This window comes from Streptomyces sp. VTCC 41912, assembly GCF_045799175.1.
GTDB classification, from domain to species: Bacteria; Actinomycetota; Actinomycetes; order Streptomycetales; family Streptomycetaceae; genus Streptomyces; species Streptomyces albulus_C.
The window spans coordinates 285,499-298,422 of sequence record NZ_JBJMAB010000009.1 but is presented as its reverse complement, the minus strand read 5'-3'; the positions used below and the strand labels follow the sequence as shown (position 1 = coordinate 298,422).

Here is a 12,924-nt window from a genome sequence, read left to right as displayed (position 1 = left end):
GGCGCGAACCGGCCCCGCGGCGCGAACCGGCCCCGCGGCGCGAACCGGCCCCGCGGCGCGAACCGGCCCCGCGGCGCGAACCGGCCCCGCGGCGCCCACCGGCCCCGCGGCGCCCACCGGCCCCGCGGCATCGACAGGCCCTGTGCAGCGTCGACAGGCCCCGCAGCGCCGGACCGGCTCAGGCGTGTCCCGGGGCGACTCAGGCGCCCGTCGTGCCGTCGATGCACTCCCGGATGAGGTCCGCGTGACCGTTGTGGCGCGCGTACTCCTCGATCATGTGGACCAGGATCCAGCGCAACGAGACGCCCCGATCGCCGACGTATCCGGCCTCCGCCTCCGAGAGCGTGCCGGACTCCTCCAGTGCCGAGCCGGCGATCAGCTCCCTGCCCCGCGCGACCTCCGCGCGCCAGCGCTCCAGGACCTCGTCGGCCCCGCGGTCCGGCGCGAGCGCGAAGCCGTCGCCCGAACCCTCCGCGTACACCGGCGGTACGTCCTGACCGGCGAACACCCGCCGGAACCAGTTCCGTTCGACCTCGGTCAGGTGCTGGACCAGGCCCAGGAGCGTCATCGAGGACGGTGCCACCGGGGCCAGCCGCAGCTGGCGGTCATCGAGGCCCGCGCACTTCAGTTCCAGCGTGGCGCGGTGGAAGTCCAGCCAGCTCACGAGGGTTTCGCGCTCTCCGGCGTGCGGGGGCGGGACGGTGCGGCCATCGGGTGTCGTATCCATGTCCGTCACCCTCGCACGGACCACTGACACGCGCCGGGGATAGCGCGGGCGCCGTGCCCGAGAACCCCGCACGCCCGAAGGGGCGACCGGCAGGAGCCGAGGAGCGCCCTGGCCGTCGTTACGGCTGTCCCCGATGTACCTGCCGCACCCGATGCCTCTGCCGCACCCGCGGTGGGAGAGCGGACGGTGAACGGACATGATCGCTTCATGGTCTAGACATGTTCAATTCCCCTCACTAGTCTGCCAGTTGGTCTGGACCACACAGCACCGCACTGCACTCGACTCGCGGAACTCCCCTCGCCCCCCACGTTCTTCAGGAGCGAAGCATGCGCAAGAAGCTCAGTGCCGCCGTGATCGGCCTCGGTATCGTCGGGGCCTCCGTCCTCGCGACGGGCAGCGCCTCCAGTCACGGCTACAGCGACGCACCCCCCAGTCGTCAGGCGCTCTGCGCCAACGGCACCGTCAAGGACTGCGGCGCCATCCAGTACGAACCCCAGAGCGTCGAGGGGCCCAAGGGCTTCCCGGCCGCCGGGCCGGCCGACGGCAAGATCTGTTCCGGCGGGCACGACGGCTTCGGCGAGCTGGACGACCCGCGCGGCGGCAAGTGGCCCGGGACCAAGCTCTCCGCGGGGCAGGGCTACACCTTCACCTGGCGGCTGACCGCCCGGCACGCCACGTCCGACTTCGAGTACTTCATCACCAAGGACGGCTACGACCCCAGCAAGCCCCTCACCCGCGCCGACCTCGAACCCGAGCCGTTCATGACGGTGCCGATGGGCGGCGCGCAGCCGGGGTCGACGGTGCAGCACCAGGGCACCGTCCCCACCCTCAAGTCCGGGCGCCACATCATCCTGGGCGTATGGAACATCGCTGACACGGGCAACGCGTTCTACGCCTGCTCGGACGTCGACCTGTCCTGACCTCGGTACCGCCCCGGCGCCCTGTGACCGGCGGCAGATGTGGTGTCTTCATCGGGCCTCCCCGTCCTCCTCCGGGGAGGCCCTCGCCACCCCGGTATCCGCCTGCGGCCCTCATGCGGCGACCGCCACTGCCTCTCTGTGCAAGAACGCTACGGAAGAGCGGAGTTGGCGGCGTCACACCACGGGTTGGTCTCCCGTCGGGGTGCGAGTGGACCCAGGGGATGACGGGTCGCCGCACGGCATCCCCCACCCCTCCAAATCTGACGCTATGTCAGCTAGGCTCCGCCGCCATGGTGGCCGACAGCTCCCGCAGCGACAGCCCGCGCGCCCGCGACGCCCACGCGCGCACCTCGCCCGCTCCCCGCACCGTCGCCGAGCTCGTCCAGGCGCAGTGGGGGGACCACCGCACCGCCCTGAAGCACCAGCGGACGGTGCTCACCCACCACCAGGTCGCCGGAGCGGCCGCCGCCCGGGCGGCGTTGCTCGGCGACCTGCTGCCGCCCGGCGCGGAGCCGCACGTCGCGGTGCTGCTCGACAACGTCCCCGAGTTCCCGCTGTGGCTCGGCGCGGCGGCGCTCGCCGGGGCCGCCGTCGCCGGCATCAATCCCACCCGCCGCGGTCCGGAACTGGCCCGCGACATCACCCACACCGACTGCGCGCTGCTGATCACCGAGCGGGCGCACCTCCCGCTGCTCGCCGGCCTCGACCTGCCCCTGCCGCCCGAACGCGTCCTGATCGTCGACGACCCCGCCTACCAGCAGCTGCTCGCCCCCTATGAGGGCGCCCGACCGGACGACGTCACCGGTTCCGCGCTCCGCACGGGGTCCGGCCCGCGCCGGACCCCGGACCCCACCACCCGCATGCTCCTCTACTTCACCTCCGGTTCCACCGGCGCACCGAAGGCCGCCCTGTGCAGCCAGGGCAGGCTGGCCGCCGCCGGCCGGTCCCTGGTGGACCACTTCGACGTGCGCAGGTCGGACGTCCATTACCTGTGCATGCCGATGTTCCACGGCAACGCGGTGATCGCCGGCTGGGCCCCGGCGCTCGCCGGCGGCGCGGCCGTCGCCCTGCGCCGCCGCTTCTCCGCCTCCGCCTTCCTCCCCGACGTGCGCCACTACGGCGCCACCTACTTCACCTACGTCGGCCGGGCCGTGCAGTACCTCCTCGCCACCCCGCCGGCCCCCGACGACCGCGACCACGCGCTGCGCACCGGATTCGGGACCGAGGCGGGCGCCGTCGACGCCGCCCGCTTCACCGCCCGGTTCGGCGTCCGCCTCGTCGAGGGGTACGGCTCCTCCGAGGGCGGCGCCGCGCTGCAGCGCACCCCGGACACCCCGCCCGGCGCCCTCGGCCGGCCCGCCCCCGGCGACGACCTCGCCGTCGTCGACCCGGAGACCGGTGACGAGCTGCCGCGCGCCCGCCTCGACCCGGCGGGCCGACTGCTCAACGGGGACGAGGCGATAGGGGAGCTGGTCAACCGCGGGCGCAGCGCCTTCGAGGGCTATTGGCGCAACCCGGAGGCCACCGCCGCCCGCACCCGGGGCCGGTCGCCGGGCGGCGTCGGCGCGGGCTGGTACTGGACCGGCGACCTGTTCTTCCGCGACCCGGCCGGGTTCTTCCACTTCGCCGGGCGGGCGCACGACCGGCTGCGGGTCGACAGCGAGAACCTGGCCGCCGCGATGATCGAGAACATCCTCGCCCGCTACGCCCCGGCCCTCGGCGTCGCCGTCTACGCCGTGCCCGACCCGGTAGCCGGCGACCAGGTCATGGCGGCCCTCGTGCTCCCCGACGGCACGGCCTTCGACGCGGACGACTTCGCCGCCTTCCTCACCGCCCAGCCCGACCTCGGCACGAAGATGGCGCCCCGCTTCGTGCGGACCGTCGCCGCGTTGCCGGTCACCGCGACCCACAAGGTGCACCGGGCCGCCCTCCGGCGGGCCGGTTTCCGCTGCCCGGATGCGGTCTGGTGGCGGCCGATCGCCCCGGCCGACCAGCGGCCGGCCGACCGTCCCGCTCCCGCTGCCTCGGCCCCCTCGGCGAGGTACCGCCGCTTCACGGACGAAGACCGTGCCGCCCTCCTGGCGCAGTACCGCGAGCACGGCCGGGAGCACCTCCTCGACCGCTGAGGTCGATCGCTGAAGTCGACCGCCGAGGCCCGGCTCGGCGCCGGCCGGTCGCGGTCCGGAACGCAAAAGAAGTGGGCGCCCCCGGTAAACCGAGGGCGCCCACTTCGTACGTGCGCCGCCAGGGACTCGAACCCCGGACCCGCTGATTAAGAGTCAGCTGCTCTAACCAACTGAGCTAGCGGCGCGCGCTGACAAAAGAAATACTACCTGGTCGAGAGGGGTGCTCATGACCACCCGCGCGATCCGCCCCGGCACGGCCCGCACCGGGACCTCGCCGACCTCAGATCGCCAGCGACAGCAGGACCGGCGCGGCCTTGCGGTTGAGGGTGTCGGCGGCCTGCCGCAGCCGGTGGGCGTGCTCCAGCGGCATGGACAGGGCCAGGCAGCCGACCGTCTTGCCCGCGGTGATCGGCACCGCGGCGCAGACCGTGCCCACCGCGTACTCCTGGAGGTCCAGGACGGGGACGGTCGGCGGCTGGCTGTCCAGCTTGTGGAACAGCACCTTCTCGTTGGTGATCGTCCGGGAGGTGAGCCGGGCGGTCTTGTGGCGCGAGAGGTGGTCCATCCGGCCGTCGTGGTCGAGCTGGGCCAGCAGGCACTTGCCGACCGCGCTGGCGTGCGCCGTGCGGCGGAACTCGGCCCACTCGTTGACCTTGGGCGCCAGCGGGCCGTCGGCGTAGTGGAGGATCTTGACCTCGCCGTCGATGTACCGGCTGATGTAGACCGCCGCCCCGACCGAATCGCGGAGCTGGTCCAGCGTGCGCTGCAACTTGTCGCACAGGGCGCGGCTGCGGTCGGCGCCTGAGCCGAGCAGGAGCAGCGACTCGCCGACGACGTACGCGCCGTCGGCGAGCTGCTGCGCGTAGCCTTCCCGGCGCAGCATCGACAGCAGCTGGGTGAGGTGGGCTGCCGGCAGTCCGGACTCGCGGGCGATCTGCGCGTCCGTCACGCCATCGGCGTGCCGGGAGATCGTTTCGAGCACGCGGAGGGCGTACCGCACCGAATGGAACGGCGCGGTCGGCTCGGGCTTCAGCGCCACGGTGTCCCCCTAGCAGGTTGGTACCGCTTGCGTCGTGACCGTCGTTTTCGGCCGCGACCGCGGGGTACGCGGGCCGCTTCCGGACAACGGGCTCGTATCACGATAGCGGTCAACGGGCCCGGATGGAGGGGGTCTTGACTGAAAACCGGGTCGGTTCACGCGTCTGTGCAGGCGCCCTGCACTCTGGCATATGCCCTCGTCATGAACGGAACGGGGGATCCGGCGCGGACCGGCGGCAACGGTGGGCCGGGGCGGCGTGCACGGTCCGCTGACGGCCGGGGTTGACGGCCGGTGGTGACGTGCAAAGTTGACGGAGCGTCGGGTTTTCGCCTGAGGCTCGGGCGCCTCACTGTTCCGCCTGGTGCGCTCTTTTCCGCCAGGGATGTGTACGCCTCATCCGTCACGTCCGACGCAGGGGACGCGGATGTCTCAAAACTCCCGGTGCGCCGGGGAACGGCCTCTGACCGCCCGGGAAGGGGACGGCGGGCGGGGGCGCACCGGAGCACGCACCACGCGGTGCACTCCCGCACGCCCCGTGGCGGCGCCCCCGCGGGGGCGCCGCCCGTCGCGCCGCCTACAGCACCGCGCTCAGGAACTCCCTGGTCCGTTCGTTCTCCGGCTCCGTGAAGATCTGCTCCGGCGGGCCGAACTCGATGACCCGCCCGGCGTCGAACATCATCACGCAGTCGGAGATGTCCCGGGCGAAGTTCATCTCGTGCGTCACGCAGAGCATGGTGATGTCCGTGGAGTGCGCGATGTCCCGCAGCAGGTCCAGGACGCCGGCCACCAACTCCGGGTCGAGGGCCGAGGTCACCTCGTCCAGCAGCAGGACCTGCGGGCGCATGGCCAGGGCCCGGGCGATGGCGACCCGCTGCTGCTGACCGCCGGAGAGCTGCGTCGGGTACTTGTCGAGGTGGGCGGTGAGGCCGACGAGTTCGAGCAGCTCGCGGGCGCGCTCCTCGGCCGCGTCCTTGTCCAGTCCGAGGACGTGCACCGGGGCCTCGGTGATGTTCCGCAGCACCTTCATGTTGGGGAACAGGTTGAACTGCTGGAAGACCATGCCGATGTTCTTGCGGATCTCCCGGCTGTAGCGGTCGCTCGCCGGGACCAGCCTGCCGCCCTTCTCCTCGTGGGTCAGGTACCGGTCGCCCAGCTTGATGGTGCCCTCGTCGGGCTTCAGCAGCGTCATCATCAGCCGCAGGATCGTGGTCTTGCCGGAGCCGGACGGGCCGATCAGGGTGACGTGCTTGCCGGCGAAGACCTTCATGTCGAGCGCGTCGAGGACGGTGTGCGTCCCGAACCGCTTGGTGACCTTGTCGAAGTGGATCAGTTCGGTCTCCCCGGGGTTCGCGCCGTCGCCGACGGCGGGCGGGGTGTTCGGGGTGCTGTGCTCAGCGGACAAGGCGGCGCTCCAGGGCTCGCAGGAGAAGGGAAGCGGGGTAGGCGATGGCGATGAAGGCGACCCCGACGAGCGTGTACGGCTCGATGGTCTGGAAGGTCTGGGACGAGAACTGCCGGGCCTCGCCCAGCATCTCCAGCACGCCGATGGCGAAGAGCATCGGCGAGTCCTTGAGCATCGCGATGACGTAGTTGCCAAGTGCGGGGACCACCCGGCGGATCGCCTGCGGCAGGATCACCGCGGTCCAGGTGCGGCGGCGCGACAGGCTGAGCGCGACGGCCGCCTCCCACTGGCCGGCCGGGACGCCGTCGATGCCGGCGCGGTAGACCTCGGCGGTGTACGTCGAGTAGTGCAGGCCCAGCCCGATCACGCCGGTGGCCAGGGCGCTGAGCGTCAGGCCCCACTCGGGCATCACGTAGAAGAGGAAGAACAGCTGCACCAGCAGGGGGGTGTTGCGCACGAACTCGGTGACCACGGTCACCGGCCAGCGCACCGCCTTCAAGGGGGAGCGCTGGGCCAGCGCCCAGACCAGGCCGAGTGCGAAGGCGATCAGGGAACCCAGGGCCAGGGCCTGCAGGGTGACCAGCACGCCCTTCCAGAACATCGGCAGGAAGGCGCCGATCGCGGACCAGTCGAACGTCATCGGGCCTCACCTTCCGCGCGAGCGGCGGTACCGGTGACCGCCGGGCCGGTGGCGGACCGCAGCCGCGACCGCTTGGCCGGCGCCTGCCCGACGCCCGCCTTGGCGTGCCGCTCCACCGCCCGCATCCCGCGGGTCAGGGCGAACGCCAGGACGAAGTACATCACCAGGATGATCGTGTAGACGGGGGCGCTCTGCGCGGTGGCGTTGCGCACCAGGGAGGCGCCGAACGCGATGTCGCCGACGCCCAGGATCGACACCAGCGCGGTGCCCTTGAGCAGCTCGATCAGCAGGTTGTTGAACGGCGGGACCATGCCCGGCCACGCCTGCGGCAGGACGACCTTCCGCAACTGCTGGGCGGGCGAGAAGCTCAGCGCGATGCCGGCCTCGCGCTGGCCCGCCGGCACCGCGGCGATCGCGCCGCGGACGACCTCGGAACCGTACGCGCCGTAGGTCAGGCCCAACGTCAGCACCGCGGCCCACATCGGAGCCAACTGCCAGCCGAATCCCATCGGCAGCACGAAGAACATCCAGAACATCAAGATCAGCGCGGAGGTTCCGCGGAAGACCTCGAAGTAGGCCCCGGACAGGAACCGCACGATCCACCGCGGGTGGGTGCGCGCGAGGCCGATCCCGAAGGCCACGACGGCGGCCAGGGCCGCGCTGTAGACGGTCAGCTGGACGGTGATCCAGACGCCTTTGAGGAGGAGTTCCCACAGACCCCAGGTGATGTCGCTCATGGCCGGCACTTCTCCTTGGCGGTGATCTTCGTCATCTGCTGCGCGGTGAAGCCGAAGGGCCGCATGAGGTCCAGGAGTTCCCCGGACCGCTTCATCTTGTGGAGTTCCCGGTTGAAGGCGTCCCGCAGGTTGGTCTCCGGGGTGCGGAACGCGAAGCCGCCGACGTCGATCACCGGCTTGCCCTTCACGTACGGGGTGACCTCGGGCGTCGCCTCCGCCTTGGTGGTCCGCGACTGCTTCACCACGTTGCGCACCGTCACCGCGGTCCCGACGAAGACGTCCACCCGCCCCTGCTCGACCGCCAGCAGACCCGCCAACTGGTCGGGCAGCGTGGTGATTTTGGTGACCCCGGCCTCTTTGGCGTAGTCGATCTCGGCGTAGCCGACGCCGGTGGCCATCCGCGCCCCGGTCCGGGCGATGTCCTTGTAGGTGAGCAGCTTCAGCGGATTGCCCTTGCGGACGATGAAGGCGTCCAGCATCTGGTACTCGGGATCGGCGAAGATGACCTGCGCGCAGCGGTCGGGGTTGATGTACATCCCGGCCGCGACCACGTCGAACTGTTGGGAGTTCAGCCCGACGATCAGCGAACCGAAGTCGGTCGGGAAGGGCTCGACGCGCGGGACGCCGAGCCGCTTGAAGATCACCCGGGCGATGGTGGGCGCCGAACCGGTCATCTTGCCGTCGGTGCCGATGTAGCCGTACGGCTGCTCCCCGGCCAGGCCCAGGGTGACCGAGCCCTTCTTGCGCAGCCGGTCCAGCAACTCGCCGCCGCCCGTCGCGTTCGCGGTCGGCACCCGGCTGCAGCCGCTCGCCGCGCCCATCGCACCCGCTGCGCCGAGCGCCGCTACCCCCGCGAGCAGCGACCGGCGACGGATGCCACTGGTCCGTTGTCCGGTGATGTCGTGTCCCTGGGTGTGATGTCTTAGTGGAGGGCGAGATATCAGATTGTCTGAGGTCGTGCTCTGTGGTGGAGCCATGGGCGCGCGGCTACCCGAACGGTTCACGCCTATGCCGATGGTTTCCAGCCCTTCGCATCGGCACGGGAGATGTTCCGTACGCCGGTAATGCCCCCTACGCTCGGGATATGACCGATCGCTTCATCGAAGTCTCCCTGGACAAGCGCGGCGTCAGCTGCACGGCCAAGTTGCTCGACGATCGCGCCCCGCTCACGTGCGCAGCCGTCTGGGACGCCCTCCCGCTCGGCGGCGACGTCTACCACGCCAAGTACGCCCGCAACGAGATCTACGCGCTGGTCCCGCCGTTCGCGCCCGAGGAGCCGCCGCTGGAGAACCCGACGATCACCCCGATCCCCGGCGACCTGTGCTACTTCACCTTCAGCGACACCCAGTTGGGCACCGCCTCCTACGGCTACGAGAGCGCGGCCAAGCACCGCGGCCGCGCCACCGTCGTCGACCTCGCGCTCTTCTACGAGCGCAACAACCTGCTGATCAACGGTGACGCGGGCTGGGTGCCGGGCATCGTCTGGGGCTCGGTCGTCGACGGCCTGGACCGGATGGCCGACGCCTGCCAGGACCTGTGGCGGGCCGGCGCCCTGGGGGAGACCCTCAGCTTCCGCCGGGCCTGACCCCCGCCACCCCGCCACCCGCCCGGGGCGCCGGAATGCCCTCCGCCCCCGCCGCGTTGTGGCCCCGCAGGGGGCCTCGGCGCCCCCTACGGGAAGTGTTCGCCCGCACCCTAGGGACCGGGCGGCGCCGATCGCCCTAGGGGACCGGCGGCGCCGGGATGTCCGCCGTCCCCGCCTCGTAGAGGGCGTGCGCGGCGCGCAGCACCAGCGCGTCCGCGTGCCGGGCACCCACCAGCTGCACCCCGATCGGCAGCCCGTCGCCGTCCAGCCCGCAGGGCACGGTCGCGGCGGGCTGCTGGGTGAGGTTGAACGGATAGGTGAACGGCGTCCAGCCCGTCCACCGGGCGTGGCCGGAACCAGGCGGCACTTCCACGCCGGCCGCGAAGGCGGTGAGCGGTTCGGTCGGCGTCACCAACAGGTCGTAGACGCTGTGGAAACGCCCCATCGCCCGCCCCAGCGCCATCCGGACGTCCACCGCCGCCAGGTAGTCCAGCGCGCTGTAGCGGGCGCCCTGCGCGCAGACCTCCTTCAGCCCCGGGTCCAGCAGTTCCAGGTCGGCCGCCCCCAGCGGCTGCACCACCCGGGCCGCGCCGCTGAACCACAGCGTGTGGAACGCCTCCACGGGATCCGCCACGCCCGGATCGATCTCCTCGACGTCCGCGCCGAGCCCGGCCAGCGTGTCCACCGCCCGGCGGACCGCCGTCGCGACCTCCGGCGCCACCGGCACGTCCCACCCCAGCGTCGGGCTGTACGCCACCCGCAGCCCCGTCACCTTCGTGGCCAGCGCCTGCCGGAACGACCCCGACTCGGGGGCCAGCTGCGACCAGTCCCGCCAGTCCGGACCGCAGATCACGTCCATCATCAGGGCCGCGTCCGCCGCGTCCCGGGCCATCGGCCCCACGTGCGCCAGCGTCCCGAACGGGCTCGCCGGATACAGCGGCACCCGCCCGTAGGTCGCCTTCAGCCCGAAGATTCCGCAGAACGACGCCGGGATGCGCACCGACCCGCCGCCGTCCGTCCCCAGGCTCAGCGGCCCGGCCCCCGACGCCACCGCCGCCGCACTGCCCCCGCTGGAACCGCCGGAGGTGCGCCCCGGGTCGTACGGATTGCCCGTCACCCCGTGCCGCGGACTGTCCGTGACGCCCTTCCAGCCGAACTCCGGCGTCGTGGTCTTGCCGACGAACACCGCCCCGGACTCCCGCAGCCGGGCCACCGCCGGCGCGTCCTCGTCCCACGTCGCGCCCTTCGCGCGAACCGTCCGCGACCCGCGCAGCGTCGGCGCGCCCCGGGTCAGCAGCAGGTCCTTGACGGTGACCGGCACCCCGTCCACCGGCCCCGCCGGCTCCCCGCGCCGCCAGCGCTCCGTCGACTCCGCCGCCTGCGCCAGCGCCGACTCCGCGTCGATCCGGGTGAAGGCGTTGACGGCGGCCTGGGCGGCCTCGGCGCGCGCCAGCACCTCCCGGGTCGCCTCGACGGGGGAGAACTCGCCGGCGGCGTAGCCGGCCGTCAGTCGGGTGGCGGACAGGTCGGCCAGGCGGGTGGGTCCGTTGGTCATGCGTCCTCCGAGCGTCGGCCGCCCCGAGCGGGACGGCGGGCGGGGCGCGGACCGCCGCGGGCCGGACCCGGACGGCCCGCGCGGTCACTGCACCGGTACGTATCCGAGGCGTTTGTCGACCACGTTGAGCAGCGGCTCCCCGGCCGCCCACCGGTCGAAGTTGTCCTGGAACTGGGTGGCGAGCGCGTCCCGCCAGCCCAGGGTGTCGCCGCTCATGTGCGGCGAGACGATCAGGTGCGGCACGTCCCACAGCGGACTGTCCGCGGCCAGCGGCTCGTGTTGGAAGACGTCCAGTGCCGCGGCCGCGATCCGCCACTCCCGCAACGCCGCGACCAGCGCCTCCTCGTCCACCAGCGGTCCCCGCGCGACGTTGACGAAGCGGGCCCGGCGCGGCATCAGCGCGAACGCCGCGGCCCCGAACATCCCCCGGGTCGCCGCCGTCAGCGGTGCCGCGCACACCACCCAATCCGCGTGGGGCAGCAGCGCGTTCAAGCCCTCCGCGCCGTGCACCCGGCCGAACTGCGGATCACCGGTCCGCTCCCGGCGGCCCACCAGGTCGACCTCGACACCCAGTGCCAGCAAGGTGGTGCCGATGGCCCGGCCGATCGGCCCGGACCCCACCACCACCGCGCGGGTGCCGGCCAGCCGCAGTGTCTCCCGGTGCCGCCAGCGCCGCTGCCGCTGGAGCTCCCAACTCCCGTAGAAATCCTTGGCCATGGCGATCACCAGTCCGGCGACGTACTCGGCGATCGGCTGCTCGAAGACCCCGCGGGCGTTGGTGACGACGGTGTCGTCGGCGATCAGCGCCGGGCACATGAGCCGGTCCACGCCGGCGCTCGCGGTGTGCACCCAGCGCGGCCGCGGGCCGCGCTCCGGCCAGCTGTCCCGGATCGCGTCGGAGGTGAAGTCCCAGGCCAACAGCACGTCGGCGGTGGGGAGTAGGCCGGCCAGCGTCTTCTCGTCGGCGAAGACGACATCGGCCCGGCCGGTGAGCCGGTCCAGCTGGGGGAGCGGGTCGGAACCCAGTACGAGGAGGGTGCTGCCGGGGCTATCGGACATAGGTCAGAAACCATTCTGAAACGTGTGCCCCGTATCGCGGAACAGGGCGCCGACAGATGCCTGAGATGCGAGGATTGACCACGCTAAGAAGTCGTATCTACCGTGTCAACAACGGCTCTGTCCCGACGTCCCGGTTTGTCCGGCTGCAGCACCTCCCCCGGCCACTGGCCGCGCCATATCAGCCCTTCGTGCCTTCTAGGGGCCTTCATGGACGTCTCTTTCCTGGGTGGCCCACAGCCTCAGCTCGGCGTGGGCGTCGTCGCCCCCTTCGACTTCGCACTCGACCGCGAGCTGTGGCGCTGGGTCCCCGACGACGTGTCCCTCCACCTCACCCGAACTCCCTTCGTACCCGTCGAGGTCAGCCTCGACCTGGCCCGCCTGGTCAGCGAGCACGAGACCCTGCACGCCGCCGTCCAGGCGCTGTGCGCGGTATCGCCCCAGGTCATCGCCTATGCCTGTACGTCCGGCAGCTTCGTCGGCGGCATGGCGGGCGAACGCGCGATGTGCGCGGCCATGACCCAGGCGGGGGAGGTACCCGCCCTCACCACCTCGGGCGCCGCGATCGCGGCGCTCCAGGAGATCGGGGCCCGGCGCGTCGCCGTCGTCACCCCGTACACCAAGTCGGTCACCGATTCCCTGGAGGAGTACCTGGGCGAGGCCGGGATCACCGTCACCGGCCGCGCCTACCTTGGACTCACCCGACACATCTGGAAGGTCCCCTACCGCGACGTGGTCGACATGGCCCGCGAGGCCGTCGTCGGCGGCGCGGACGCCCTCTTCATCAGCTGCACCAACCTCCCCACCTACGACGTCATCCCCCAACTGGAGGCGGAACTGCGGATGCCCGTGCTCTCCGCCAATCAGGTGACGGTGTGGGCCGCGCTGCGCGCGATCGGCATCCAGGCCGTCGGGCCGTACCAGGCGCTGCTCGACCCGGTGGCGCGCCGCGGCCCGGCCGCGATGACCGGCAGCCAGCCGCCGGGCGGATCCTGTCCCACCCCCGAGGCCGCCTTCGCCGGCCCGCCGGTGCCGCCCGAGGCCGACGCGGGCGACGGCACCGAACCGTCCCCCTACCTCCCCGACGATCCCGGCCACCAGCCCCCGGGCTGAGCCCGGTCCGCACCGCACACCGCA

12 protein-coding genes and 1 tRNA gene are annotated in these 12,924 nt (G+C 72.2%); 4 read left to right on the top strand and 9 right to left on the bottom strand.

Annotation, left to right across the window (positions count from 1 at the left end; genetic code table 11):
• Window positions 1-199: 199 nt before the first annotated feature.
• Window positions 200-727 (bottom strand): DinB family protein, encoded by a 528-nt coding sequence (locus ACJ6WD_RS16790; protein WP_407616049.1) that lies wholly within the window; start codon window positions 725-727, stop codon window positions 200-202.
• 326 nt (window positions 728-1,053) lie between these two features.
• On the opposite strand from ACJ6WD_RS16790, the gene ACJ6WD_RS16785 reads away from it, so the two are divergent.
• Together ACJ6WD_RS16785 and ACJ6WD_RS16780 are read left to right on the top strand one after the other, a co-directional pair.
• On the top strand, window positions 1,054-1,647 hold the full coding sequence (locus tag ACJ6WD_RS16785; protein WP_233657605.1) for a lytic polysaccharide monooxygenase: 594 nt from the start codon (window positions 1,054-1,056) through the stop codon (window positions 1,645-1,647).
• Between the two features lie 290 nt (window positions 1,648-1,937).
• A complete protein-coding gene (locus ACJ6WD_RS16780) occupies window positions 1,938-3,773 on the top strand; it encodes an AMP-binding protein (RefSeq protein ID WP_331247110.1) in 1,836 nt (611 codons plus the stop codon).
• Window positions 3,774-3,884: 111 nt separating this feature from the next.
• On the opposite strand, the gene ACJ6WD_RS16775 is transcribed toward ACJ6WD_RS16780, so the two are convergent.
• The 6 genes from ACJ6WD_RS16775 to ehuB all read right to left on the bottom strand — a co-directional run bounded on the left by ACJ6WD_RS16775 (window position 3,885) and on the right by ehuB (window position 8,412).
• Window positions 3,885-3,958, bottom strand: a tRNA-Lys gene (locus tag ACJ6WD_RS16775).
• A gap of 95 nt (window positions 3,959-4,053) precedes the next feature.
• Entirely contained in the window at window positions 4,054-4,812 is a 759-nt protein-coding gene (locus ACJ6WD_RS16770) for an IclR family transcriptional regulator (RefSeq protein ID WP_233657607.1), read from the bottom strand.
• Between the two features lie 574 nt (window positions 4,813-5,386).
• Window positions 5,387-6,214: an ectoine/hydroxyectoine ABC transporter ATP-binding protein EhuA gene (ehuA, locus tag ACJ6WD_RS16765; protein ID WP_407616048.1), complete on the bottom strand. Its 828-nt coding sequence runs from the start codon at window positions 6,212-6,214 to the stop codon at window positions 5,387-5,389.
• Entirely contained in the window at window positions 6,204-6,854 is a 651-nt protein-coding gene (gene ehuD, locus ACJ6WD_RS16760; RefSeq protein ID WP_233657608.1) for an ectoine/hydroxyectoine ABC transporter permease subunit EhuD, read from the bottom strand. Before ehuD ends, ehuA begins: the two co-directional genes overlap by 11 nt.
• Complete coding sequence (gene ehuC, locus ACJ6WD_RS16755) at window positions 6,851-7,591, bottom strand: ectoine/hydroxyectoine ABC transporter permease subunit EhuC (RefSeq protein WP_020963671.1); 741 nt, start codon at window positions 7,589-7,591, stop codon at window positions 6,851-6,853. Before ehuC ends, ehuD begins: the two co-directional genes overlap by 4 nt.
• Window positions 7,588-8,412: an ectoine/hydroxyectoine ABC transporter substrate-binding protein EhuB gene (gene ehuB, locus ACJ6WD_RS16750; protein ID WP_233657609.1), complete on the bottom strand. Its 825-nt coding sequence runs from the start codon at window positions 8,410-8,412 to the stop codon at window positions 7,588-7,590. The genes ehuC and ehuB overlap by 4 nt, the downstream gene beginning before the upstream one ends.
• 263 nt (window positions 8,413-8,675) lie before the next feature.
• On the opposite strand from ehuB, the gene ACJ6WD_RS16745 reads away from it, so the two are divergent.
• Window positions 8,676-9,176 (top strand): DUF3830 family protein, encoded by a 501-nt coding sequence (locus ACJ6WD_RS16745; protein WP_376443302.1) that lies wholly within the window; start codon window positions 8,676-8,678, stop codon window positions 9,174-9,176.
• Window positions 9,177-9,312: 136 nt separating this feature from the next.
• Here ACJ6WD_RS16745 and ACJ6WD_RS16740 read toward each other — a convergent pair whose 3' ends face one another.
• On the bottom strand, window positions 9,313-10,731 hold the full coding sequence (locus tag ACJ6WD_RS16740; RefSeq protein WP_233657611.1) for an amidase: 1,419 nt from the start codon (window positions 10,729-10,731) through the stop codon (window positions 9,313-9,315).
• Window positions 10,732-10,815: 84 nt separating this feature from the next.
• Window positions 10,816-11,790: a D-2-hydroxyacid dehydrogenase gene (locus tag ACJ6WD_RS16735; protein WP_233657612.1), complete on the bottom strand. Its 975-nt coding sequence runs from the start codon at window positions 11,788-11,790 to the stop codon at window positions 10,816-10,818.
• A 207-nt stretch (window positions 11,791-11,997) separates the two neighbouring features.
• Here ACJ6WD_RS16735 and ACJ6WD_RS16730 point away from each other — a divergent pair, with 207 nt between their 5' ends.
• Window positions 11,998-12,900 carry an aspartate/glutamate racemase family protein gene (locus ACJ6WD_RS16730; protein ID WP_016574267.1) on the top strand — a complete coding sequence of 301 codons (903 nt, stop codon included), beginning with the start codon at window positions 11,998-12,000 and terminating at the stop codon, window positions 12,898-12,900.
• The last annotated feature ends 24 nt before the right edge of the window (window positions 12,901-12,924 follow it).

Bases quoted from the DNA above. Each gene is read 5' to 3' on its own strand.
- ACJ6WD_RS16735 (WP_233657612.1), bottom strand. From the start codon at position 11,790: ATGTCCGATAGCCCCGGCAGCACCCTCCTCGTACTGGGTTCCGACCCG.
- ACJ6WD_RS16730 (WP_016574267.1), top strand. From the start codon at position 11,998: ATGGACGTCTCTTTCCTGGGTGGCCCACAGCCTCAGCTCGGCGTGGGC.
- ACJ6WD_RS16740 (WP_233657611.1), bottom strand. From the start codon at position 10,731: ATGACCAACGGACCCACCCGCCTGGCCGACCTGTCCGCCACCCGACTG.
- ACJ6WD_RS16745 (WP_376443302.1), top strand. From the start codon at position 8,676: ATGACCGATCGCTTCATCGAAGTCTCCCTGGACAAGCGCGGCGTCAGC.
- ehuC (WP_020963671.1), bottom strand. From the start codon at position 7,591: ATGAGCGACATCACCTGGGGTCTGTGGGAACTCCTCCTCAAAGGCGTC.
- ehuD (WP_233657608.1), bottom strand. From the start codon at position 6,854: ATGACGTTCGACTGGTCCGCGATCGGCGCCTTCCTGCCGATGTTCTGG.
- ACJ6WD_RS16780 (WP_331247110.1), top strand. From the start codon at position 1,938: ATGGTGGCCGACAGCTCCCGCAGCGACAGCCCGCGCGCCCGCGACGCC.
- ACJ6WD_RS16790 (WP_407616049.1), bottom strand. From the start codon at position 727: ATGGATACGACACCCGATGGCCGCACCGTCCCGCCCCCGCACGCCGGA.
- ACJ6WD_RS16785 (WP_233657605.1), top strand. From the start codon at position 1,054: ATGCGCAAGAAGCTCAGTGCCGCCGTGATCGGCCTCGGTATCGTCGGG.
- ehuB (WP_233657609.1), bottom strand. From the start codon at position 8,412: ATGGGCGCGGCGAGCGGCTGCAGCCGGGTGCCGACCGCGAACGCGACG.